This window comes from Cedecea neteri NBRC 105707 = ATCC 33855 (assembly GCF_001571265.1).
Taxonomy (GTDB): Bacteria; Pseudomonadota; Gammaproteobacteria; order Enterobacterales; family Enterobacteriaceae; genus Cedecea; species Cedecea neteri.
In genome coordinates, this window is record NZ_BCTL01000053.1 from 1 (window position 1) to 22250 (window position 22250).

General features: G+C 56.2%; 21 protein-coding genes. 11 read left to right on the forward strand and 10 right to left on the reverse strand.

What is annotated here, in order from left to right; genetic code table 11:
• Nucleotides 1-86 precede the first annotated feature (86 nt).
• On the reverse strand, nucleotides 87-1412 hold the full coding sequence (rimO, locus tag CNE01S_RS19935) for a 30S ribosomal protein S12 methylthiotransferase RimO (RefSeq protein ID WP_061277953.1): 1326 nt from the start codon (nucleotides 1410-1412) through the stop codon (nucleotides 87-89).
• A gap of 243 nt (nucleotides 1413-1655) precedes the next feature.
• Between rimO and CNE01S_RS19940 the strand changes: the two genes are divergently transcribed.
• Nucleotides 1656-2039 (forward strand): biofilm formation regulator BssR, encoded by a 384-nt coding sequence (locus CNE01S_RS19940; protein ID WP_061277954.1) that lies wholly within the window; start codon nucleotides 1656-1658, stop codon nucleotides 2037-2039.
• A gap of 111 nt (nucleotides 2040-2150) precedes the next feature.
• Nucleotides 2151-3272: a PQQ-dependent sugar dehydrogenase gene (locus CNE01S_RS19945; protein ID WP_061277955.1), complete on the forward strand. Its 1122-nt coding sequence runs from the start codon at nucleotides 2151-2153 to the stop codon at nucleotides 3270-3272.
• A gap of 1 nt (nucleotide 3273) precedes the next feature.
• On the opposite strand, the gene CNE01S_RS19950 is transcribed toward CNE01S_RS19945, so the two are convergent.
• On the reverse strand, nucleotides 3274-3900 hold the full coding sequence (locus CNE01S_RS19950) for a glutathione S-transferase family protein (RefSeq protein ID WP_061277956.1): 627 nt from the start codon (nucleotides 3898-3900) through the stop codon (nucleotides 3274-3276).
• Between the two features lie 250 nt (nucleotides 3901-4150).
• Here CNE01S_RS19950 and dacC point away from each other — a divergent pair, with 250 nt between their 5' ends.
• Nucleotides 4151-5356: a serine-type D-Ala-D-Ala carboxypeptidase gene (gene dacC / locus CNE01S_RS19955; RefSeq protein WP_061277957.1), complete on the forward strand. Its 1206-nt coding sequence runs from the start codon at nucleotides 4151-4153 to the stop codon at nucleotides 5354-5356.
• A gap of 4 nt (nucleotides 5357-5360) precedes the next feature.
• Here the strand turns inward: dacC and deoR are convergent, their stop codons facing one another.
• From deoR to CNE01S_RS25860, 3 genes are all read right to left on the reverse strand, one after another.
• A complete protein-coding gene (deoR, locus tag CNE01S_RS19960) occupies nucleotides 5361-6125 on the reverse strand; it encodes a DNA-binding transcriptional repressor DeoR (RefSeq protein ID WP_061277958.1) in 765 nt (254 codons plus the stop codon).
• A 73-nt stretch (nucleotides 6126-6198) separates the two neighbouring features.
• Nucleotides 6199-6807 (reverse strand): undecaprenyl-diphosphate phosphatase, encoded by a 609-nt coding sequence (ybjG, locus tag CNE01S_RS19965; protein ID WP_061277959.1) that lies wholly within the window; start codon nucleotides 6805-6807, stop codon nucleotides 6199-6201.
• Entirely contained in the window at nucleotides 6804-6965 is a 162-nt protein-coding gene (locus CNE01S_RS25860) for a hypothetical protein (protein ID WP_245874396.1), read from the reverse strand. Before CNE01S_RS25860 ends, ybjG begins: the two co-directional genes overlap by 4 nt.
• A gap of 360 nt (nucleotides 6966-7325) precedes the next feature.
• Between CNE01S_RS25860 and CNE01S_RS19975 the strand changes: the two genes are divergently transcribed.
• On the forward strand, nucleotides 7326-8558 hold the full coding sequence (locus tag CNE01S_RS19975; protein ID WP_061277961.1) for an MFS transporter: 1233 nt from the start codon (nucleotides 7326-7328) through the stop codon (nucleotides 8556-8558).
• A 37-nt stretch (nucleotides 8559-8595) separates the two neighbouring features.
• On the opposite strand, the gene metG is transcribed toward CNE01S_RS19975, so the two are convergent.
• Nucleotides 8596-10632 carry a methionine--tRNA ligase gene (gene metG, locus CNE01S_RS19980; RefSeq protein ID WP_061277962.1) on the reverse strand — a complete coding sequence of 679 codons (2037 nt, stop codon included), beginning with the start codon at nucleotides 10630-10632 and terminating at the stop codon, nucleotides 8596-8598.
• 162 nt (nucleotides 10633-10794) lie between these two features.
• Between metG and apbC the strand changes: the two genes are divergently transcribed.
• The gene (gene apbC / locus CNE01S_RS19985; RefSeq protein WP_061277963.1) at nucleotides 10795-11907 is read left to right on the forward strand and encodes an iron-sulfur cluster carrier protein ApbC; all 1113 of its coding nucleotides are present in this window, start codon (nucleotides 10795-10797) and stop codon (nucleotides 11905-11907) included.
• A 65-nt stretch (nucleotides 11908-11972) separates the two neighbouring features.
• On the opposite strand, the gene CNE01S_RS19990 is transcribed toward apbC, so the two are convergent.
• Nucleotides 11973-12398: a GNAT family N-acetyltransferase gene (locus CNE01S_RS19990; protein WP_061277964.1), complete on the reverse strand. Its 426-nt coding sequence runs from the start codon at nucleotides 12396-12398 to the stop codon at nucleotides 11973-11975.
• 168 nt (nucleotides 12399-12566) lie between these two features.
• On the opposite strand from CNE01S_RS19990, the gene CNE01S_RS19995 reads away from it, so the two are divergent.
• Complete coding sequence (locus tag CNE01S_RS19995; protein WP_008455188.1) at nucleotides 12567-13040, forward strand: YehS family protein; 474 nt, start codon at nucleotides 12567-12569, stop codon at nucleotides 13038-13040.
• A 61-nt stretch (nucleotides 13041-13101) separates the two neighbouring features.
• Here the strand turns inward: CNE01S_RS19995 and CNE01S_RS20000 are convergent, their stop codons facing one another.
• On the reverse strand, nucleotides 13102-14112 hold the full coding sequence (locus CNE01S_RS20000) for an alpha/beta hydrolase (protein WP_061277965.1): 1011 nt from the start codon (nucleotides 14110-14112) through the stop codon (nucleotides 13102-13104).
• Between the two features lie 179 nt (nucleotides 14113-14291).
• Nucleotides 14292-15221, reverse strand: coding sequence for a LysR family transcriptional regulator (locus CNE01S_RS20005; protein ID WP_096753970.1), 930 nt, complete (start codon nucleotides 15219-15221; stop codon nucleotides 14292-14294).
• 71 nt (nucleotides 15222-15292) lie between these two features.
• Here CNE01S_RS20005 and CNE01S_RS20010 point away from each other — a divergent pair, with 71 nt between their 5' ends.
• The 3 genes from CNE01S_RS20010 (at nucleotide 15293) to CNE01S_RS20020 (ending at nucleotide 18014) form a co-directional block, all read left to right on the forward strand.
• Nucleotides 15293-16294, forward strand: a complete 1002-nt coding sequence (locus CNE01S_RS20010; RefSeq protein WP_061277966.1) for an aldo/keto reductase — start codon at nucleotides 15293-15295, stop codon at nucleotides 16292-16294.
• 69 nt (nucleotides 16295-16363) lie between these two features.
• Nucleotides 16364-17587 carry an MFS transporter gene (locus CNE01S_RS20015; protein ID WP_061277967.1) on the forward strand — a complete coding sequence of 408 codons (1224 nt, stop codon included), beginning with the start codon at nucleotides 16364-16366 and terminating at the stop codon, nucleotides 17585-17587.
• 10 nt (nucleotides 17588-17597) lie between these two features.
• On the forward strand, nucleotides 17598-18014 hold the full coding sequence (locus CNE01S_RS20020) for a GlcG/HbpS family heme-binding protein (protein WP_061277968.1): 417 nt from the start codon (nucleotides 17598-17600) through the stop codon (nucleotides 18012-18014).
• 39 nt (nucleotides 18015-18053) lie between these two features.
• Here the strand turns inward: CNE01S_RS20020 and CNE01S_RS20025 are convergent, their stop codons facing one another.
• Complete coding sequence (locus CNE01S_RS20025) at nucleotides 18054-19076, reverse strand: LacI family DNA-binding transcriptional regulator (protein WP_061277969.1); 1023 nt, start codon at nucleotides 19074-19076, stop codon at nucleotides 18054-18056.
• A gap of 192 nt (nucleotides 19077-19268) precedes the next feature.
• Between CNE01S_RS20025 and ascF the strand changes: the two genes are divergently transcribed.
• Both ascF and CNE01S_RS20035 read left to right on the forward strand, forming a co-directional pair.
• The gene (gene ascF / locus CNE01S_RS20030) at nucleotides 19269-20729 is read left to right on the forward strand and encodes a PTS cellobiose/arbutin/salicin transporter subunit IIBC (RefSeq protein ID WP_061277970.1); all 1461 of its coding nucleotides are present in this window, start codon (nucleotides 19269-19271) and stop codon (nucleotides 20727-20729) included.
• A gap of 12 nt (nucleotides 20730-20741) precedes the next feature.
• Complete coding sequence (locus tag CNE01S_RS20035; RefSeq protein ID WP_061277971.1) at nucleotides 20742-22172, forward strand: 6-phospho-beta-glucosidase; 1431 nt, start codon at nucleotides 20742-20744, stop codon at nucleotides 22170-22172.
• Nucleotides 22173-22250: the final 78 nt, after the last annotated feature.

Genomic DNA, 22250 nt, shown 5'->3' on the forward strand with positions numbered 1-22250 from the left:
CATGTGAAACAGGGCTGGAAGTGAACGGAACCTTAACTGAGCCCTCATAGAAGGTTTGCGGTCACGGTTCCGACGGGCAGAAAAAATTAAACCACCGTTCCCCACAGATCGTACTCATCCGCGTTCTCAACCTTCACGCGCACAACGTCGCCTGGCTTCAGCTTCGTTTCGCCATTCAGGTAAACCGCGCCGTCGATTTCCGGTGCGTCAGCCATGCTGCGGCCAATAGCCCCTTCTTCGTCCACTTCATCAACCATCACCAGAATCTCGCGGCCCACTTTTTCCTGCAGGCGCTCGGCGGAGATTTTCTGCTGCAGCTGCATAAAGCGGTTCCAGCGCTCTTCTTTCACTTCTTCCGGCACCTGATCCGGCAGCTCGTTGGCGGTCGCGCCGTCAACCGGGCTGTATTTGAAGCAGCCTACGCGATCCAGACGCGCTTCTTTCAGGAAATCGAGCAGCATTTCGAAGTCTTCTTCGGTTTCACCCGGGAAGCCGACGATAAAGGTCGAACGCAGGGTCAGATCCGGGCAGATTTCACGCCACTGCTTGATGCGCTGTAGCTGACGATCCGCAGAGCCTGGACGCTTCATCAGCTTCAGAATGCGCGGGCTGGCGTGCTGCAGCGGGATGTCGAGGTACGGCAGGATTTTACCTTCCGCCATCAGCGGGATCACATCGTCGACGTGCGGGTACGGGTAAACGTAGTGTAGACGCGTCCAGACGCCCAGCTTAGCCAGCTGCTCGCACAGGCTGACCATGCTGGTTTTTACCGGCGCGCCGTTCCAGAACCCGGTGCGGTGCTTAACGTCTACGCCGTAAGCGGAGGTGTCCTGGGAGATCACCAGCAGCTCTTTCACGCCCGCTTCAACCAGACGTTTTGCCTCTGCCAGCACGTCGCCGATAGGGCGGCTGTCCAGATCGCCACGCATGGACGGGATAATGCAGAAGGTGCAGCGATGGTTGCAGCCTTCGGAAATTTTCAGATACGCGTAGTGGCGTGGCGTCAGCTTCACGCCCTGTTCCGGCACCAGGCTCAGGAACGGGTTGTGCTGCGGTTTTGGCACGTAGTGGTGAACGTGCTGCAGAACCTGCTCGTAGCTGTGAGGGCCGGTGATTTCCAGCACCTTCGGGTGCACTTCACGGATCTGATCTTCTTTTGCACCCAGGCAACCGGTGACAATCACCTTACCGTTTTCGTTCAGCGCTTCGCCGATGGCTTCCAGCGATTCCTGTACGGCGCTGTCGATAAAGCCGCAGGTGTTGACGATAACCATGTCGGCGTCGTCATAGCTTGGCACCACGTCATAACCTTCGGTGCGCAGTTCAGTCAGGATGCGTTCGGAGTCCACGAGGTTTTTCGGGCAGCCGAGGGAGACAAACCCGATACGGGGCTGTTGGGTTACATTGCTCATAGCTTAAAAAGTGTTCAATTATTAGAAAGATTAGGGCAGGGATTCTACAGAGGTTGGGCGGGAATTTGTACTGGAGAATTGCAGTTTGCGTAATAGGTGATTTATTCCGCTTCGGCTTAACCACCGCGTGCCGTGGCTTGCCCACTAAACAGCATCAAATGCGAAAGATATTGACCGCGATTTCCCAGCTTTTGACCATACTTTAGCTGTGGATTAATCGTTAACCCACGAGGAGGATGCGTTATGTCCGGACGTACGCTTAAACACGACCTGTTGAAAAAAATGAAGGTCGCGAAGGTAGAGATCGCCGCCTACCTGGCGTTGAGAAAGGCCAAAGGGTATATGTCTGTCAGCGAAAGCGAACAGCTGCGTACCCGCTTGCTTGATGTCTGTCACCGGAGCCGCGATGCTGCCTTTGTGCTGCAGGCGAGCCTGCCTGACGATGAAAAAGATGATTTTCGCCATGCCATTGAGGCGTGTTCATCCGCCGCGCTTTGCCTGATGAGCGGGCGCAAGGACTGCCCGCAATACATCTCGGTTGATGCTGTGAAACTTGAGGCCAGCCTGATGCTGCTTTCCCGGAGCCTGAATGCGCTGGCAAAACGTGGTCAGGCGATCGAAGCCTGACCTGAGCGCGGGGAGCCTGCCACACTCCCCGTTCTTAATGTTATGTAAAACCGGGCGTTAGATTATCTCCGGCGGCTACCCTTAACGGATAGCTAAAACCAGGAGATTGCCATGCCGCCGTTCCCGTCTCGTACGCTTATCGCCGCCACGCTGCTTTTTTCTGCCTCTTATGCTCTGGCCGCCAAAACCAACGTTGAAGTCCTGCAAACCGACCTGTCTCATCCGTGGGCGCTGGATTTTTTACCTGATAATCAGGGAGTGTTGATTACCTTACGCGGCGGGGAGCTGCATTTGTGGCAGCAGGGCAAGGGGCTATCCGCGCCGATTAGCGGGGTGCCCGTTGTCTGGGCCCACGGGCAGGGCGGTTTGCTGGACGTTGTACTGGCCCCTGATTTTACCAGTAGCCGCCGCGTATGGCTGAGCTTTGCCGAAGGCGGTCCCGACAATAAAGCCGGCACCGCCGTTGGGTATGGCACGTTAAGCCAGGATCTGAAACGGCTGGAAAACTTCAAGGTCGTGTTCCGCCAGACGCCAAAACTCTCCACCGGCAACCATTTCGGCGGGCGTATAGCGTTCGACGGGAAAGGCCATGTGTTTATCGCGCTGGGGGAAAACAACGAGCGTGCCACGGCCCAGGACCTCGATAAGCTGCAGGGAAAAGTGGTGCGGCTTAATGCCGATGGTTCCGTCCCGCAGGACAACCCGTTTGTCGGCAAGCAGGGTGTCCGGCCTGAAATCTGGTCTTACGGCCACCGTAATCCGCAGGGATTAGCCATTAATCCGGCCAACGGCGAGCTGTGGCTAAACGAGCACGGACCGAGAGGTGGAGATGAAATCAATATCCCGGCAGCCGGGAAAAACTACGGCTGGCCGCTGGCAACCTGGGGCATTAATTACAGCGGGCTTAAAATTCCAGAAGCGAAGGGTGGGGAGGTCGAAGGCACTGAACAGCCGACGCATTACTGGAAAGTTTCCCCGGCGATAAGCGGCATGGCGTTTTATCAGGCCGATACGTTCCCGCAGTGGAAAGGCAAACTGTTTATCGGCGCGCTGAAAGAAAAGAACCTGATTGAGCTGACGCTGGATGGCGACAAGGTAACGGACGAACAGCGGCTGCTGGGCGATCGCAAGAAGCGGATTCGCGATGTGCGCGTCGGCCCGGACGGTTATCTGTATGTCCTGACCGACGAATCTGACGGCGAGCTGCTAAAAATCAGCCCGACGGAAAGCTAAATCAGGTCAGCGGGGTCATCACAATTTTCTTGAATGCCGGGCGCTGGGTCAGCTGCTGATACCAGCGTTGGAGGTTAGGCACCGCATCCCAGGGGATATCAAGGTTGAGCAGGCTGTAGATTTGTGGGCCAAAGGCGAGGTCGCCAAGGCCAAAAGCTTCGCCACCCAGCCACGGCTGTTTTGCCAGTTCCGCATCTGCAATGGCAAACAGCTTGTTGCAGGTCGCAATACTTTGCTCAATCAGCTTGTGATCGCGCTCTTCCGGTGGAGTCCTGACCAGGCTGGCGTACACGCCGCGGTAAGGGCCGGACACTGCCGTGGCGGACCAGTCCATCCATTTTTCACCTTTGGCGCGCTCTGCTGGGGCATTCACCCACAGTGAATCACGGCCATATTCAGCGGCCAGGTAACGCACGATGGTATTGGATTCCCATAGCGTTAGCCCGTGTGCGTCATCATGAATGCAGGGCACCAGGCCATTCGGGTTCATCGCCAGGTATTCGGCATCATGCGTCAGGCCAAATTTTCCGCCCGCGGGCACGGAACGGTAAGGCAGTTGCAGCTCTTCCAGACACCACAGCACTTTTTTAACATTGGTGGAGTTATCTCTGCCCCAAACGGTAATCATGGTGGTTCCTTTTTTTTTGCAGGTGGACATCGAGTATGCCCGGCTCAGGTGACGAAAACACCACTGTTTCTCAACCGAAGCTAAAAAAAATGGCGTGACGGCGGCAACTCGTGCAGATATCGAATAAACTTAAAAAACTTTACCAACTCTATGTTTCTTTAAGTGGATTCGTGCGTTATTACTCACACCCTGACTTTTGGGCGGCGGTGCGCACCGTGAATTTTTTAAGAATGGATACTCAGGTGGTTTTATGAAGATCTTGCAAATGCCTGCAACACTACGTGGTTTAGTCGCAGGGACAACCCTGCTGCTGATAGCGGCTCCTGCGCTGAGCGCTGAGCAGACCGCAGATGCTCCCCAGGTCGATGCAAAAGCCTGGATTTTGATGGATTACGCCAGCGGGAAGGTGCTGGCGGAAGGAAATGCCGACGACAAGCTCGATCCGGCAAGTCTGACCAAGCTGATGACCAGTTACGTGGTAGGGCAGGCGCTGAAAGCAGGCAAGATTCACCTGACGGATATGGTGACCGTCGGGAAAGATGCCTGGGCGACCGGTAACCCGGTGCTGCGTGGTTCTTCGCTGATGTTCCTGAAACCGGGCGATAAAGTCTCGGTGGAAGACCTGAACAAAGGCGTCATTATTCAGTCCGGAAACGACGCCAGCATCGCGATTGCCGACTATGTGGCGGGCAGCCAGGATTCGTTTGTCAGCCTGATGAACAACTACGCGCAGAAGCTCAAGCTGACCAACACCACCTTTAAAACCGTGCACGGCCTGGATGCACCGGGGCAGTACAGCACCGCGCGTGACATGGCGCTGCTGGGGCAGGCGCTGATCCACGACGTGCCGGACGAGTACGCGGTGCATAAAGAAAAAGAGTTCACCTTTAACAACATCAAGCAGCCGAACCGTAACCGCCTGCTGTGGAGCTCTAATCTCAACGTTGATGGCATGAAAACCGGTACCACTGAGGGGGCGGGCTATAACCTCGTCGCGTCGGCAACGTCCGGCGATATGCGCCTGATTTCCGTTGTACTGGGCACGAAAACCGACCGCATTCGATTTAACGAGAGCGAAAAGCTGCTGACCTGGGGCTTCCGCTTCTTCGAAACCGTGACGCCTATCAAGCCTGACGCTACCTTCGTGACCCAGCGCGTCTGGTTTGGCGATAAGAGCGAAGTCAATCTTGGCGCGGGGGAAGGCGGCTCGGTGACCATTCCTCGTGGTCAGCTGAAAAACCTGAAAGCCAGCTTTACGCTGAACGAACCTCAGCTAACCGCGCCGCTGAAAAAGGGCCAGGCAGTCGGCACCATCGACTTCCAGCTTAACGGCAAATCCATTGAACAGCGACCTCTGCTGGTGATGGAGCCGGTTGAAGAGGGCGGCTTCTTTAGCCGCATGTGGGACTTTGTGCTGATGAAGCTCCACGGTTGGTTCGGGAGCTGGTTCGCTTAAGCGCTTACCACGTTAGCGTCAGGTTTTCCACCGCGGCAAAATCTATAAACTCCGCGGCGGGAGGCTGGTTGGTAATCATCGTATCAAACGCCGTCAGCGGCCCCATGCAGGCGGCGCGTACCTTGCCAAACTTGGTGTCATCCACCACCAGAATATTACGCTGGGCCATGCTCAGCGCCCAATGCTTCACCGGCAGCTCATTAAGATTAAAGCAGGTTGCGCCGTAGCGCAGGTGGACGCCTGCCGCCGATAAAAAGGCAATATCCGGGCAGATATTCCCCAGGCATTCCTGAAAGTTAATCGGATTAAAAATCGCATTGCTGGCGTGAAACTCTCCGCCGCTTAAAATCACCCGACAGTTCGGCTTCTCCTGGAGCGCCAGAAAGGTGTTGAGGGAATAACACAGGCCGGTGAAAGGCAGATCGTCGTCAAGGGCGTCGATAATGTAAGGCGTGGTGGTGCCGCAGTCGAAGAACACGGTCTGGCGCGGGCGAACATGCTGCGCGGCGAGCCTGGCGGCATGACGTTTCTCTTCAACCTGGCGCGTTTTTTCATCGCTCAACAGATAGTAGCTGGCCCCCGCGCTGCGAGGCTCCAGCACCACGTATCCCCCCAGCAGAACAACCTGACCAGGCTCGCTGTTAATGTCGCGGCGGATGGTCATTTCGGAGACGCCCAACAGCTGAGCGGCTTCTTTGAGATGAATTTTATCGCTGCGCTTCAGCGCCTGTACCAGGCGGTTAATGCGCTCTTCACGGCGGGTTTCCATAGCGGCCTCTGAACATTAAAAAGTCCCGCTAAGGCAGGGCTTTAGTTAACGCATCTTACCTGTGGTGCACCGCTTAGTCACGCACCCAGCCTTTGCGGATGGGCAGCGCGAAGCAGTAGCGGTAAATCTGGTGCAGGCGCTGATGGATTTGAGGCCCGCGCAGGTTCCAGACAATCTGCGACAGCAGGCAGGCGCTCATGCCGACCAGCAGGCCGCCAAGCATATCCAGCGGCCAGTGCACGCCGAGGTAAACGCGGGACCAGGCGATTGCGAAGCCGATAGCAAACAGCATCACGCCGGACCAGATGCGGTGCCAGCACAAAAATGCCAGGGCGAAGGTGAAGATCACCGTGCCGTGGTCGCTAGGGAAAGAATCATCCGGCGCGTGGTGCAGGAAGTTGTAGCCCAGCCCGACCACAAAAGGACGAGGGTGCGGGAACAACTGGCCGATAACCCACGACAGCACCACGCTAATCACCAGCGCCATGCCGGTTTTGATCACTACCTGGCGCTGGGCTGGCATCTGCTTACGCTGGCCCCACAGCCAGAGCGCGACGATCAGCAGCGGCACGATGCTTATCAGATCGCGGGCGAAGAATATCGCCAGCTTTATCATCCACTCTGGCGACGACGGGGTGGCATTAATGAGCAAAAACAGATTCTGGTTGAGCGTTTCCATCATGACTTGTCCTGTGCTTTAACTGACCAGGCGAGTATCGCGCCGCGAAGCGCCACCTGGGTGAATCTAATCCACCAACCTGTCCACAGGTTGTGGCTGAAAAAATGCGCCCTGGGCATCATCTGGCCGAGAAACGCGGCAAAGCCACGGCGATTACTCATCCTTTAACAGGCAATGAGAAAAGCCACCCCAGGCCTTCATCCTGGTAAAACTGGCTAAAAACTGCAGCCAGCATTATCAGGATGCAAAGCGGGAAAAGATAGAACCAGGGCGGCAGACGGTAAAGCAGTTTTGTCTTATTTACCGTTGGTTTAGGAAAATATTTCATCCTGTATTTGCCAAAGACCATGCTGACCTTAAATTCATGGCAGCAGAATATTCACCACAGATTAAGAAATCCTTAATAGAATTGAGGTATGATATGCGCGGCTTTACACCCCGTGCTATTTGTCAGCCGTTGACTACCGCTGGCACGGGCAATTGAATACACTCTGCGCGTTTCTTTATCTTCTGAGTTCCTAATGCAACATAATACGATAGCTAACAAATCGTTAGGCCGTCAGGCGCTGCTGTTCCCGCTCTGCCTGGTGCTCTACGAATTCTCAACTTATATCGGCAATGACATGATCCAGCCGGGGATGCTGGCCGTGGTGGATCAGTTCCAGGCGGGTGTGGAATGGGTGCCGACCTCAATGACAGCTTACCTGGCGGGCGGGATGTTCCTGCAGTGGCTGCTCGGGCCGCTGTCTGACCGTATTGGCCGCCGCCCGGTGATGCTAACCGGTGTGGTTTGGTTTATCGTCACCTGCCTTGCGACGCTGCTGGCCCAGGATATTCAGCAGTTCACTTTCCTGCGCTTCCTACAGGGCGTCAGCCTGTGCTTTATTGGCGCCGTGGGCTACGCCGCTATTCAGGAGTCGTTCGAAGAATCGGTTTGTATCAAGATAACCGCGCTGATGGCGAACGTGGCGCTGATAGCGCCCCTGCTTGGGCCGCTGGTGGGCGCGGCATGGATCCACGTTGCCCCGTGGGAAACGATGTTCGTTCTTTTTGCGCTGCTGGCCGCTATCTCATTCTTTGGGCTGCACAAAGCGATGCCGGAAACTGCGACGCGGCTTGGCGAAAAGCTTTCTCTGAAAGAGCTAGGGCATGACTATAAGCTGGTGCTGAAAAACCTGCGGTTTGTCTCGGGGGCGCTGGCGACGGGCTTTGTTAGCCTGCCGCTGCTGGCGTGGATTGCCCAGTCGCCGGTGATTATCATCAGCGGGGAGAATCTCAGTACCTATGAATATGGCCTGCTGCAGGTGCCAATCTTTGGCGCGCTGATCCTTGGTAACCTGGTATTGGCAAAACTGACTTCCCGCCGCAGCGTGCGCAGCCTGATCATCATGGGCGGCTGGTGGATTGTGCCCGGCCTGATTGTCGCGGCGGTGGCTACGGTCGTCTCTTCTCATGCTTATTTGTGGATGACCGCAGGCCTCAGCCTCTACGCCTTTGGCATCGGCCTGGCGAATGCGGGCCTGGTGCGTCTGACATTGTTTGCCAGCGAAATGAGTAAAGGCACGGTGTCGGCGGCGATGGGCATGTTGCAAATGCTGATCTTTACCGTCGGTATTGAGCTGAGCAAGCACATCTACCAGTTCGGCGGTAATGGGTTGTTCAGCCTGTTTAACCTGCTGGGCGGGGTGGTTTGGCTTGGCCTGATGGTGTTGTTCCTGAAGGATAAAACCGTCGGCCAGGCGCGAGACGCCTGATAAATAAAAACCCCGGAAATCCGGGGTTTTTATTGACTTACTTAACCGCCATGCCCGGTTGGGCACCGCTGTCCGGGCTCAGCAGGAAGATATCTTTCCCGCCAGGACCTGCGGCCATCACCATCCCTTCAGAGACACCAAAGCGCATCTTACGCGGGGCGAGGTTGGCCACCATCACGGTCAGGCGACCTTCCAGCTTCGACGGATCCGGGTAAGCGGTACGAATGCCGGAGAAGACATTGCGTTTCTCGCCGCCGAGGTCAAGCGTCAGGCGCAGCAGCTTGTCGGAGCCTTCTACGAATTCCGCTTTCTCAATCAGCGCAATGCGCATATCCACCTTCGCGAAGTCATCAAAGGTGATGGTCTCCTGAATTGGATCGTCCGCCAGCGGGCCGGTCACCGGCGCAGCATTCAGCGCTTTCACTTCTTCTTTGGACGCTTCCACCAGCGCTTCTACCTGTTTGGTTTCAATGCGGTTATACAGCGCCTTGAAGCTGTTCACTTTGTGGTTCAGCAGCGGCGTCGCGATGCTGTCCCAGCTCAGTTCGGCATTCAGGAAGGCTTCTGTACGCTCGGTCAGCGACGGCAGAACCGGCTTCAGGTAGGTCATCAGCACGCGGAACAGGTTGATGCCCATGGAGCAGATAGCCTGCAGGTCGGCATCGCGGCCTTCCTGCTTAGCCACAACCCACGGAGCCTGCTCGTCCACATAGCGGTTAGCGATATCCGCCAGCGCCATGATTTCGCGGATCGCACGGCCGAACTCGCGGCTGTCCCACGCTTCGCCGATGCTTTCTGCCGCGTCGGTGAAGGTTTTGTACAGCTCTGCATCGGCAATCTCTGCGGCCAGCACGCCGTCAAAACGCTTGGCGATAAAGCCGGCGTTACGCGACGCCAGGTTAACCACTTTGTTGACGATGTCGCTGTTCACGCGCTGCACGAAGTCTTCCAGGTTAAGGTCGATATCGTCGATGCGGGAAGAAAGCTTCGCAGTGTAGTAGTAACGCAGGCTGTCGGCATCAAAGTGCTTCAGCCAGGTGCTGGCTTTAATAAAGGTGCCGCGAGACTTGGACATCTTCGCGCCGTTGACCGTCACATAGCCGTGAACAAACAGGTTGGTTGGCTTGCGGAAGTTGCTGCCTTCCAGCATGGCTGGCCAGAACAGGCTGTGGAAGTAAACGATGTCTTTGCCGATGAAGTGATACAGCTCGGTGGTGGAATCTTTCTTCCAGTATTCGTCGAAGCTGGTGGTGTCGCCGCGCTTATCGCACAGGTTCTTAAAGGAACCCATGTAGCCGATTGGCGCATCCAGCCAGACGTAAAAATATTTGCCCGGCGCGTTCGGGATTTCGAAGCCGAAGTAAGGCGCATCGCGGGAGATATCCCACTGTTGCAGACCAGATTCGAACCACTCCTGCATCTTGTTAGCCACCTGCTCCTGCAGCGCGCCGCTGCGAGTCCACGCCTGCAGCATTTCGCTGAAGGACGGCAGGTCGAAGAAGAAGTGCTCGGAATCGCGCATTTCTGGCGTCGCGCCGGACACCACGGATTTAGGATCGATAAGTTCGGTTGGGCTGTAGGTTGAGCCACACACTTCGCAGTTATCGCCGTACTGATCCGGGGCTTTACATTTCGGGCAGGTGCCTTTGACAAAACGGTCCGGCAGGAACATGCCTTTTTCCGGATCGTAGAGCTGAGAGATAGTGCGGTTTTTAATAAAACCGTTCTCTTTCAGGCGGCCATAAATCAGCTCCGACAGCTCGCGGTTCTCGTCGCTGTGGGTGGAGTGATAGTTATCATAGCTGATATTAAAGCCTGCAAAATCAGTCTGATGTTCCTGACTCATTTCGGTAATCATCTGCTCTGGGGTGATACCCAGCTGCTGTGCTTTCAGCATGATAGGCGTGCCGTGGGCGTCGTCTGCGCAGATGAAGTTAACCTCGTTGCCGCGCATTCGTTGGTAACGGACCCAGACATCAGCCTGAATATGCTCCAGCATGTGACCGAGGTGGATTGAGCCGTTTGCGTACGGCAGGGCGCACGTTACCAATATTTTTTTCGCGGGTTGAGTCATAGTGGGAATTGCATCTTCTGATTTAAAAAAGGGGATTTGATATTACCGGATTGGCAATTGTTTAGTAACCCCAAAGCCCGCAATAACCGTATATGAATCGGCGGCGTGGTTTCTGGTATGCTTAGTGGATTGCAATGTCCGATAAAAACATAAGGAGTCGGGATGAATTCGCAATCCCCGTCCAGCAAGTCCCCGGAACAGCTACGCGCGATGGTTGCCGGGACCCTGGCTAATTTTCAGCACCCTACCTTGAAGCACAACCTCACCGCGTTGAAAGCGCTGCACCATGTCGCCATGCTTGACGACACGCTGCACGTTGAGCTGCAGATGCCGTTCGCCTGGCAAAGCGGATTTGACGCCCTGAAAGAGACCTGCAGTTCAGACCTGCTGCGTATTACCGGCGCAAAAGCGGTGGACTGGAAGCTGCAGCACCACATTGCCACGCTCAAGCGGGTTAAGAACCAGCCCGGCGTTAACGGCGTAAAAAACATCATTGCCGTTAGCTCCGGCAAAGGCGGCGTGGGGAAATCGACCACCGCGGTAAACGTGGCGCTGGCGCTGGCGGCCGAAGGGGCCAAAGTTGGTATTCTGGATGCCGATATTTACGGCCCGTCGATCCCAACCATGCTGGGCGCGGAGCACGAACGCCCAACGTCCCCGGACGGCAAGCACATGGCGCCGATCGTGGCGCACGGCCTGGCGACTAACTCGATCGGTTACCTCGTCACCGACGAAAACGCCATGGTGTGGCGTGGCCCGATGGCCAGCAAGGCTTTGATGCAGATGCTGCAGGAAACCCTGTGGCCTGACCTGGATTACCTGGTCATCGACATGCCGCCGGGCACCGGTGATATCCAGCTGACGCTGGCGCAGAACATTCCGGTTACCGGGGCGATGGTGGTCACCACGCCGCAGGACATCGCGCTGATTGACGCCCGCAAAGGGATAGTGATGTTCGAGAAGGTTGAGGTGCCGGTGGTGGGTATTGTGGAGAATATGAGCATTCATATTTGCAGCAACTGCGGCCATCAGGAGCCTATCTTCGGCACGGGCGGCGCTGAAAAGCTGGCGCAGCAGTATCACACGACGTTGCTGGGCCAACTGCCGCTGCACATTACGCTGCGTGAAGACCTGGATGCCGGTAAGCCGACGGTCATCAACCGTCCGGAAAGCGACATCACCACGCTGTACCGTGAATTAGCCGGTCGCGTGGCGGCTCAGCTGTACTGGAACGGGGAAGTGATCCCAAGCGAAATAGCCTTCAGAGCGGTGTAAAATTTAGCCGCGGTTCCGTTTCTTGTTTCCCCCTCTCCCTCTGGGAGAGGGCCGGGGTGAGGGGGCTACCTCAGCACATAATGCATTAAATAATATTCGCCATCGGGCCCGTCTCCCGGCGCTTCTATATGCCAGCCATTACGGCGATAAAACTCAATCGCGTGTTCATTTTTCGCCAGGCACTTTAAAGCTCCCGTGCCGGTAAATTCACTCTGCACTTTCTCCAGCAGCGCCTTTCCCGCGCCCGTTCCCTGAGATTCCGGGCTGACGAACAGGTTATGCAAAAAGTTGTCCTGCACCCAGACGGAAGCGAAGCCAATGCGGTGGCCGTTTTCTTCGGCTACCCAGATGCGTTCATCCTGAGTGGAACTGTCAAAGTCTTCAAGCTGCCAGGCGCTGCCGTCGAGCCAGGGCCAGGCTTTTCGGCGGGCGTGGAGATAAAGGGTACGTAGGAAGGGACGGTCAGATTCTTGCCAAAGTCGTAGGATCAAATGAGTGCCTTTTAGGATGAAAGTTAGCCCATTGAGTCTACCCTTAAGCCTGAAGAGTGCCAATTCACCGCCAGCAAATTTGTCTCTGGCGGATAAATCCGCCTGGATTATGTTACAACGCGGTCGCTTCTCTATATACTGCCCGCTTTTGGATCCTGAGATTGCCCCATGTTGAATAATGACGTACTGCTAAGCGTTCGCTATATGCTGAACCTGAATAACGATGGAATCGTTAAGATCCTTGCCCTGACCGGCACCGACGTCCCCGCTGAACAAATCGTTCCGTGGCTGAAGAAAGAGGACGAAGAGGGCTTCAAAGCCTGCCCGGATCTGATCATGGCAAACTTTCTCAACGGTCTGATCTACTTCAAACGCGGCAAAGATGAAAGCAAGCCGGAGCCGAAGCTCGAGCGCCGGATGACCAACAACATTATTCTGAAAAAGCTGCGTATCGCCTTTGAGCTGAAGTCTGACGACGTGCTCGAGATCCTGACCGCCCAACAGTTCCGCATTTCTATGCCGGAAATTACCGCCATGATGCGTAACCCGGATCATAAAAACTACCGCGAGTGCGGCGATCAGTTCCTGCGCTACTTCCTGCGCGGCCTGACCCAGCGTCTGAAGCCTGCGAAAGCGGAATAGAAGTTAGCGAGAGAGACCAAAGGGGATAACCGCCGTTATCCCCCTCAATACAGCCCTGAAATCAGTTCAGATGGGCACGAAGCTCGCCAGCGGCCTGCGCAATAGCGGTACGCACGGCAGGCTCTTCGCTGATGGCATTCAATAAACCGTAATCGTGGATCATGCCGTTATAGCGGGTCACTGTCACCGGCACGCCCGCTGCGTCGAGTTTACGGCCGAAGGCTTCGCCTTCATCACGCAGCACGTCAAGCTCCGCCGTTTGAATCAGGGTCGGTGGCAGGCCTTTCAACTGTTCAGCGCTGGCTTCCAGCGGTGAGGCCAGAATATTACGACGGTCGCTCTCTTTCGTGGTGTAGTTATCCCAGAACCATTTCATCATATTCTTGCTCAGGAAATAGCCGTTTGAGAACTGGTTATAAGAGCCGGTATCAAAGCGCGCGTCGGTCACCGGCCACAGCATGACCTGGTAGCGAATCGCCGGGGTATGCTGCGCTTTTGCCTGCAGGGCGACGGCGGCAACCATATTTCCGCCCACGCTGTTACCGGCCAGCGCAAGGCGGCTGCCGTCTACGCCAATTTCGTCCCCGTGCTCTGCAACCCAGCGGGTCGCTTCATAGGCCTGATTAATGGCCACAGGGAAGTGCGCCTCCGGGGACGGAGTGTAGTTGACGAACACCGCCGCAGCGCCTGACTCAGAGACTAAATCACGCACCAGGCGTTCGTGAGTCTGGAAGTCGCCCAGTACCCAGCCGCCGCCGTGGAAGAACATAAACACCGGCAGCGTACCGCTGGCGTTTTTCGGCTTAACGATGGTGAGCGTCAGCGGCTTGCCGCCAACGGTAATTGTCTTTTCAGAGACGTCAGCGGCGGGAAGTTTGGCCCCTTTCTGGGCGCCGATCAGTACCTGACGTGCATCCTGCGGAGAGAGTTGCTCGATGGGTTTACCGCCGCCGCTGTTTAAAGCGGAGAGGAATTTACTCACCCCAACCGTGGGGACAGGTACATCGGCGGCATAAGCAGAGGCAAGGCTGGAAGCGGTTAAACCCATGGCTATCAGTAATGAGCGTGACATGTTATCTCCTTTGCGATTTTATCGCGTGCTATTTAATTGATGCTGACTCGCCGTGATGCGGCGGTGACTGCGGATGAATTTAAATAGTGCGCTATGTTATTGCAAGCTATTTAATTGTGTTCGATCGCAAAAAAGCTTTTACTCATTGATTTTTAAAATGAAGTATTTTTATCGGGCGGTCAGTACAGCGTGGCCTCACGCATCATCTCGATAAGTCTTCGCAAGCCGGGATGGAGCTGCCTGCGGCTGGGGTAATACATCACCATAGGTTCATCTTCACACACCCATTCCGGAATAGCCTGTACCAGTTGCCCGCTTTCCAGCAGAGGTCGGACTCGTACGTCCAGGCAATACGCCAGCCCAAAGCCATTTAAGGCGGTATCAATGATCATTTCGCTTTCATTGAGGATTAGCGAGCCGGGCACATCCAGCGCCAGCGCCTCCTTGCCCCGGTTAAGCTCCCATTTGTACAGCGTGCCGTTGCCGAGCCGCATACGAATGCACTGATGTTGAAAGAGATCGTCCGGATGGTTCAGCGGGAGGTGCGCGGTATTTTTTAAATACTGAGGCGAGGCAACGACAATCCACTTAAGTTTGCGCGTCACCGGCATCGCGATCATGTCTTTGGGGACGCTCTCCCCGTAGCGAATTCCGGCGTCGTAGCCGCTGCCGATAATATCAACCAGGGTGTTATCGACGGTAATCTCCATTTGTAGCCGGGGGTACATTGCCATGAATTTCGCCAGCACCGGCGCAAACAGCAGCTGGGCGGCGTCTCGTGGAATATTAATCCGCAGCCGCCCGACCGGGGATTCACGGTAATGATCGAGCTCATCGAGCGCCATGCGGATGTGGGAAAAACCGGTTTCCAGATGGCCCAGCAGCGCTTCACCGGCGTCGGTGGGCACGACGGAGCGGCTGGTGCGGTTGAGCAGGCGAACACCGAGCCTTTCCTCCAACCCACGCATGGTATGGCTCAGCGCCGAGGTGGAAACGCCCAGCTCGGAGGCTGCCAGGCGGAAGCTTTTCCGGCGGCAGATGGTCAAAAAAACGTTGAGATCGGCGAGTTCGCCGCGGACCGGAGCGGGCATAAAAAGGGCCTCTGTCATCAAGGGTTCGTTGAAATTAATTCAACTTAACATGAGTTACTATTAGTTCACAGAACAGACAGGGGTAAATCATGGCAATCGAAACGATTCACATTGCGGGCATCTCTGAGCCAGTCAGCCGTATCGGCCTGGGGACGTGGGCCATTGGCGGTAGTATGTGGGGTGGCAGTAACGACGAGCAGTCGATTGCCACCCTGCACGAGGCGCTGGAGCGCGGCATCAACCTGATCGACACCGCGCCGGTGTACGGCTTTGGGCACTCCGAAGAAGTGGTAGGCAAAGCGCTGGCAGGCCGCCGGGACAAGGCGATTATTGCCACCAAAGTGGCGCTGGACTGGGACGATGCAGGCCGCGTCACGCGCAATTCCACGCCGCAGCGCATTCGCCAGGAAATTGAAGACTCGCTTCGCCGCCTGCAAACGGATTACATTGACCTGTACCAGGTGCACTGGCCGGACGATCTGGTGGCGATAGATGAAACCGCGCGGGTGCTGGAAACGCTGCATCAGCAGGGGAAATTCCGCGCTCTCGGCGTCAGTAACTATTCGCCAGCGCAGATGGACAGATTCCGCAGCGCCGCGCCGCTGGCAACGATGCAGCCGCCGCTCAACCTGTTTGAACGAGGCGCGACCGAAACAGATCTGCTGCCCTATGCGAAATATCATCAGATGGTGGTGCTGGCCTACGGCGCGATTTGCCGTGGGCTGCTGTCCGGCCGCATGACGTCGGAAACCGTGTTTGGCGAAGGCGACTTACGTAGCTTTGATCCGAAATTCCAGCCGCCGCGCTTTGCGCAATATCTGGCCGCGGTCGACGCGTTGAAGGCCTTTGCCGGCGAGCGTTACGGCAAGAGCGTGATGGCGCTGGCTCTGCGCTGGGTTCTCGATTCGGGCCCAACCATCGCGCTGTGGGGTGCTCGCCGTCCGGAACAGCTAAACGGGGTGGAAGATGTTTCCGGCTGGACGTTGACCGCCGAAGATAAACGCGACATCGATCTGATTTTAGACAAACACATTAGCACTCCGCTGGGGGCCGAATTTATGGCACCTCCGCACCGGAAAACATCGCTTTAATACTCTCTCGCGCCCCGGTGAAGCGCGTCGGGGCGTTTTTGTTGTTCACCTGCACAAGTCAAAAAAACTATGTCATCACTTAATGAACAAACCCTGGAACAGGGGGCTGAGACGGTTTCCCTGTCGCGATCGGGGCTGCTAAAAGCGCTGTTTGCGCTCGGCATGGGCGGCTTCGCCATCGGTACCGGCGAATTCGTCATCATGGGACTGCTGCCCGATGCTGCAAACGGGCTGCATGTTTCTATTCCTTCTGCGGGCCACCTGATCAGCATTTATGCGCTGGGCGTGGTGGTCGGCGCTCCGCTGCTGGCGGTGCTGGGCGCCCGCATGGCGCGACGTGATTTTCTGATTGCCCTGATGGCGATGTTTGCCGTTGGCAACCTGCTGAGCGCTTTTGCGCCAGGCTACTACTCAATGATGCTCGCGCGCTTCCTGGCCGGTTTCCCGCACGGCACGTTCTTTGGCGTCGCGGCACTGCTGGCGGCAAGCCTCGTTGAACGCTCGAAGCGCGCACAGGCGGTGTCGATGGTACTGCTGGGTCTGACGATAGCCAACTTACTCGGCGTGCCTGCGGTAGCGGCTATCGGCCAGCTGTTCGGCTGGCGCAGCGCGTTTGCCATCGTCGGTGGCCTCGCGGTATTGACGCTGATTCTGGTTCGGGCCTGGGTTCCCTGGCGTGCCGGGGATAAAGACGCCAGTCCGTTACGCGAGCTGACCGCGCTGACCCGCAAGCAAGTGCTGCTGACGCTGGCTATCGGGGCTATTGGCAGCGGCGGGATGTTCTCGGTCTTCAGCTATGTGAAGCCCACGATGCTGGAGCTGGCGCACCAGTCGGTGGGGATGATCCCGGTTATCTTGTCGATGTTTGGCCTGGGTATGATAGTCGGCAATATCGTTGGCGGTCGGCTGGCGGATCGCGGGCTGGAGAAAACCGTTCGCCTGCTGCTGATTTGGGCAATTCTGGTGCTCAGCGCTTACGTTTACACCTCGCACTACCCGTGGCTGGGTGCGGTCACCGTGATGCTGGTTGGCACCATGGTGTCGCTTTCTTCAGTGCTGCAAATTCGCCTGATGGACGTCGCCGGTGACGCGCAAACTATGGCGGCGGCGATGAACCACTCGGCGTTTAACATTGCCAACGCGCTGGGCGCCTGGCTTGGCGGGGTGACTATTTCAGCCGGATTTGGCTGGGAGTCCACCGGCTGGGTAGGTGCGATTCTGGCGGTCTTCGGCCTGCTTATTCACACCTGGGCGGTTATTGACGCCAAAAAACATCCCCCGTTAGCACATTGAGGTTTTCATCGTGACGGTCAGTTTAGCTCTTGCAGAAGCGCTGCTCGCCAGCGTAAAAACGGCGGTAGAAACTCACCGCTTTCCACCCGTTTCAGCCGTGGTGCTGGACGGCGGAGGCCATCTAACGGCCTTTGCCCGTATGGACGGGACTTTCCTGGCCACCATTGATATCGCCATGCGCAAAGCGCGTACGGCGGTGCTGTTCCAGGCCAACAGCGAAGATGTCGGCGCTAATTTGCATCCGAACGGCCCGGCGTATTCACTGGAAAACAGCAACGGTGGGCTGGTGGGCATTGACGGCGGTATCCCGCTGCGAAACGCTGAGGGCGTGGTAATCGGCGCGATTGGCGTGTCGGGCGCGACCAAAGAGCAGGACGGGCAAATCGCCGCTTTTGCGGTGGAAGCGGTGTTCGGTAGCCGTGCTTAAATGAGAAAAAGGAGCGAATTTCGCTCCTTTTTCTTTATCTTATTTTTGCTGAAAATAGGGCCCTTTCGCTACAGATTCGCGCACGATCATCTCTGAACTGTACAAGTTATCTTTTGAAAAATAGCCCCCGTCCAGCATCGCGGTGAGGCGGTTAATCACCTCATGGATCATCTCGCTGACCGGCTCTTTCACGCTCGACAGCGGCGGGGAGAGAAAAGCCCCGGTCGGGACATTATCAAAGCCGATAACCGACACATCGCCGGGTACCGACAGGCCAGCCTGACCGAGCCTGCCGATGGCACCGATGGCCATGTCATCGTTGCTGGCAACCAGGGCGCTGAAGCCCCGTTTGGTTGAGAGCAGGGTTTCTACCGCGGCAAAACCGCTGGCGGGCGTCCATTTTCCGGTGGCGATTAGCTCGTCCCGCACGGGCAAACTCGCCTGCTCCATCGCCTCCCGGTAGCCAGCAAGACGCTCTCTTGCCGTCGGGGAGTCAAGAACGCCGGTAATAAAAGCGATATCCCGGTGGCCTTGCTCAATCACGTAACGCGTGGCGTTGAAGCTGGAACCTTTATGGTCGCAGCAAATGCAGTGGCTCTGGTGTTTACGCAGTTTACGGTTCATCACCATGATCGGCTGCTTATGCTGCTCAATCAGCGCGTCCATCTCATCCACGCTTAAAAAACGCGGGTAAATGATCACCGCATCGCAGTGTAAATCGAGCAGAAACTGCACTGCTGCCTGCTCTTCGCGGGCGCTGTGTTTACCGTCGACCAGAATCAGCTGACGCCCACTGGCTTCCAGCTTTAGCGCCGCCTGGGAAAGCAGTTCGCTAAAATAGTTCCCGCTGTACAACGTGTTGGTTACCACCAGGCCGATGTAGCCTGATTTGCTGGTCGCCAGGTTCCGTGCCAGCAGATTGGGGCGATACCCCGTTTCCTGAATGGCCTGGTAAACCTGCGTTTTAGTGGCCTCGCTCACGTAGCCCTTGCCCGACAACACGCGCGAAACGGTCGCCTTTGATACGCCTGCTTTTTTCGCCACTTCCTGCATTGTCGACATAAAGGCTTCTCGTAAGTTCGTCATTTCTGACCATTTTACACTTTTCGTGACCAGGGCGCAGCGTGGCCTGTATTTCGAGTTACATCACAAAAACCGATCTTCATAAAAATAGTTATTGTGATCTTATTTTCAACTCAACATGATTATGTGGAACCGGTTACCTACAAAATCATAACAAGAGAGTTTCACCTCATGGCGAACAAGTACGAGGCAGTATCCCGGCAGATTGTCGAGGCTTTAGGCGGCGCGGAAAACGTGGTGGCGGTAACCCATTGCATGACGCGGCTGCGCTTTGTATTACAGGATGATGCAAGGGTGGAGAGCGCCCGGCTAAAGGCTATCTTCGGCGTGCTGGGCGTGGTGAAAACTGACCAGCAATGCCAGGTCATTATTGGTAACACGGTGTCTCAGGCCTACGCCGAAGTGCTTAAGCATTTACCGGAAGGGGCAGGAGACAGGCCGCAGACGGCGGCAAAAGGCAAACTGACCCTGAAACGCATCGGGGCGGGTATCCTCGATGCGCTGATTGGCACCATGTCGCCGCTTATTCCGGCGATTATCGGCGGGTCGATGGTGAAGCTGCTGGCGATGATCCTCGCGATGACCGGATTATTTGAAACAACCTCTTCGACGCTGATCATTCTTAACCTCATCGGTGACGGCGCTTTCTTCTTCCTGCCGGTGATGGTGGCAGCCTCTGCTGCCGTGAAATTTAAAACCAACATGTCGCTGGCGATTGCTATCGCCGGGGTGCTGGTGCATCCGGCCTTTATTGACCTGATGGCAAAAGCGGCGCAGGGGCAGGCGGTTGATTTTATGGGCGTGCCCGTTACCGCCGTGAAATACACCTATACCGTTATTCCCGCGCTGGTGATGACCTGGCTGCTGTCGTATATCGAACAGTGGATTGACCGCATTACGCCGGCGGTAACCAAAAACTTCCTTAAGCCGATGCTGATCGTGCTGGTTTCCGCGCCGATTGCGATTTTGCTGATTGGGCCTTTAGGGATCTGGATCGGCAGCGGGATTTCTTCGCTGGTGTATACCGTGCATGGTTATCTGGGCTGGCTTTCCGTCGCCATCATGGGGGCTATCTGGCCGCTGCTGGTGATGACCGGGATGCACCGCGTGTTTACCCCGACGATTATCCAAACCATCGCCGAAACCGGCAAAGAAGGCATGGTTATGCCGTCTGAAATTGGCGCCAACCTGTCGCTCGGCGGCTCGTCTTTAGCCGTTGCCTGGCGGACGAAAAACCCGGAGCTGCGCCAGACGGCACTTGCTGCCGCCGCGTCGGCCATTGTGGCTGGCATTTCTGAACCAGCGCTGTACGGCGTAGCGGTGCGGCTGAAACGCCCGCTGATCGCCTGCCTTATCAGCGGTTTTATATGCGGTGCCGTGGCCGGTATCGGTGGGCTTTCCAGCCATTCCATGGCCTCGCCGGGGCTATTCACCAGCGTGCAGTTCTTCGATCCCGCCAACCCGATGAGCATCGTTTGGGTGGTAGCGGTAATGATTCTGGCCGTGGTGCTCTCGTTTATTACTACGCTTATTCTCGGGTTTGAAGATATTCCCGTTGAGGAAGTGAAAGCCAAAGAGCAGGGCAGCAACACGGCGTTTGTACGACCAGATAATGCAGTAAAAACACTTTAAGCAGAGGTAGACATGGCTGAGACAGTTTTTCCAAAAGGATTTTTATGGGGCGGCGCAATTGCGGCTAATCAGGCAGAGGGCGCGTATCAGGCCGGCGGCAAGGGGCTGAGTACCGTCGATATGATCCCGCACGGCGAAAACCGCCTCGGGGTAAAACTCGGTGTGGAAAAGCGCTTTGCGCTGCGCGACGATGAGTTTTATCCCAGCCATGAAGCCATAGACTTCTACCATCGCTACAAAGACGACATCGCGCTGATGGCTGAAATGGGGTTCACCGTTTTCCGTACCTCTATCGCGTGGAGTCGTATTTTCCCTAAAGGTGATGAAACCACGCCGAACGCGGAAGGCATCGCGTTTTACCGTGACATGTTCGCCGAGTGCAAAAAGCACAATATCGAACCGCTGGTGACGCTGTGCCACTTCGACGTGCCGATGCACCTGGTGCAGGAATACGGTTCATGGCGCAACCGTAAAATGGTGGAGTTTTTCAGCCGCTACGCGCGCACCTGCTTTGAAGCGTTCGACGGCCTGGTGAAATACTGGCTCACTTTCAACGAAATCAACATCATGCTGCACAGCCCGTTCTCCGGCGCCGGGCTGGTGTTTGAAGCAGGCGATAACAAAGAGCAGGTGATGTACCAGGCCGCGCACCATGAGCTGGTCGCCAGCGCGCTGGTCACCAAAATTGCGCACGAAGTTAACCCGGCAAACCAGGTTGGCTGCATGCTGGCGGGCGGTAATTTCTATCCGTACAGCTGTAAACCCGAAGATGTTTGGGCGGCGCTGGAGAAAGATCGCGAGAACCTGTTCTTTATTGACGTGCAGGCGCGCGGGGCTTATCCGGCCTATGCGGCGCGAATGTTCCGTGAGAAAGGGATTGAGATTGTCACCGAGCCTGGCGACAACGAAATCCTCAAGAACACCGTCGATTTTGTCTCCTTCAGCTATTACGCCTCACGCTGCGCTTCGGCAGACATGAATGAGGGCAACACCAACCCGGCGAACATCATTAAATCGCTCAAAAACCCGCACATTACCTTCAGTCAGTGGGGCTGGGGCATTGACCCGCTCGGCCTGCGCATCACCATGAACATGATGTACGACCGTTACCAGAAACCGCTGTTCCTGGTGGAGAACGGGCTGGGCGCGAAGGACGAGGTGAACGCCGACGGGGAAATCAACGATGATTACCGTATTAGCTATCTGCGGGAACATATTAAAGCCATGGGCGACGCGATTGAGGACGGTATTCCGGTCATGGGCTACACGTCGTGGGGCTGCATTGACCTGGTGTCGGCTTCAACTGGTGAAATGAGCAAGCGCTACGGTTTTGTCTACGTAGACCGTGATGATGAGGGGCAGGGGACGCTGGCGCGTACGCCGAAGAAGTCGTTCTACTGGTATAAGAAGGTGATTGCCAGCAACGGCGGGGATCTGGCGTAATTTTTCCCTCACCCCGGAGGCTGTCTGTTATACCTATTTTTCTTTCAAAATCCTCCGGGAGAGCTCTTAAGCCCATTC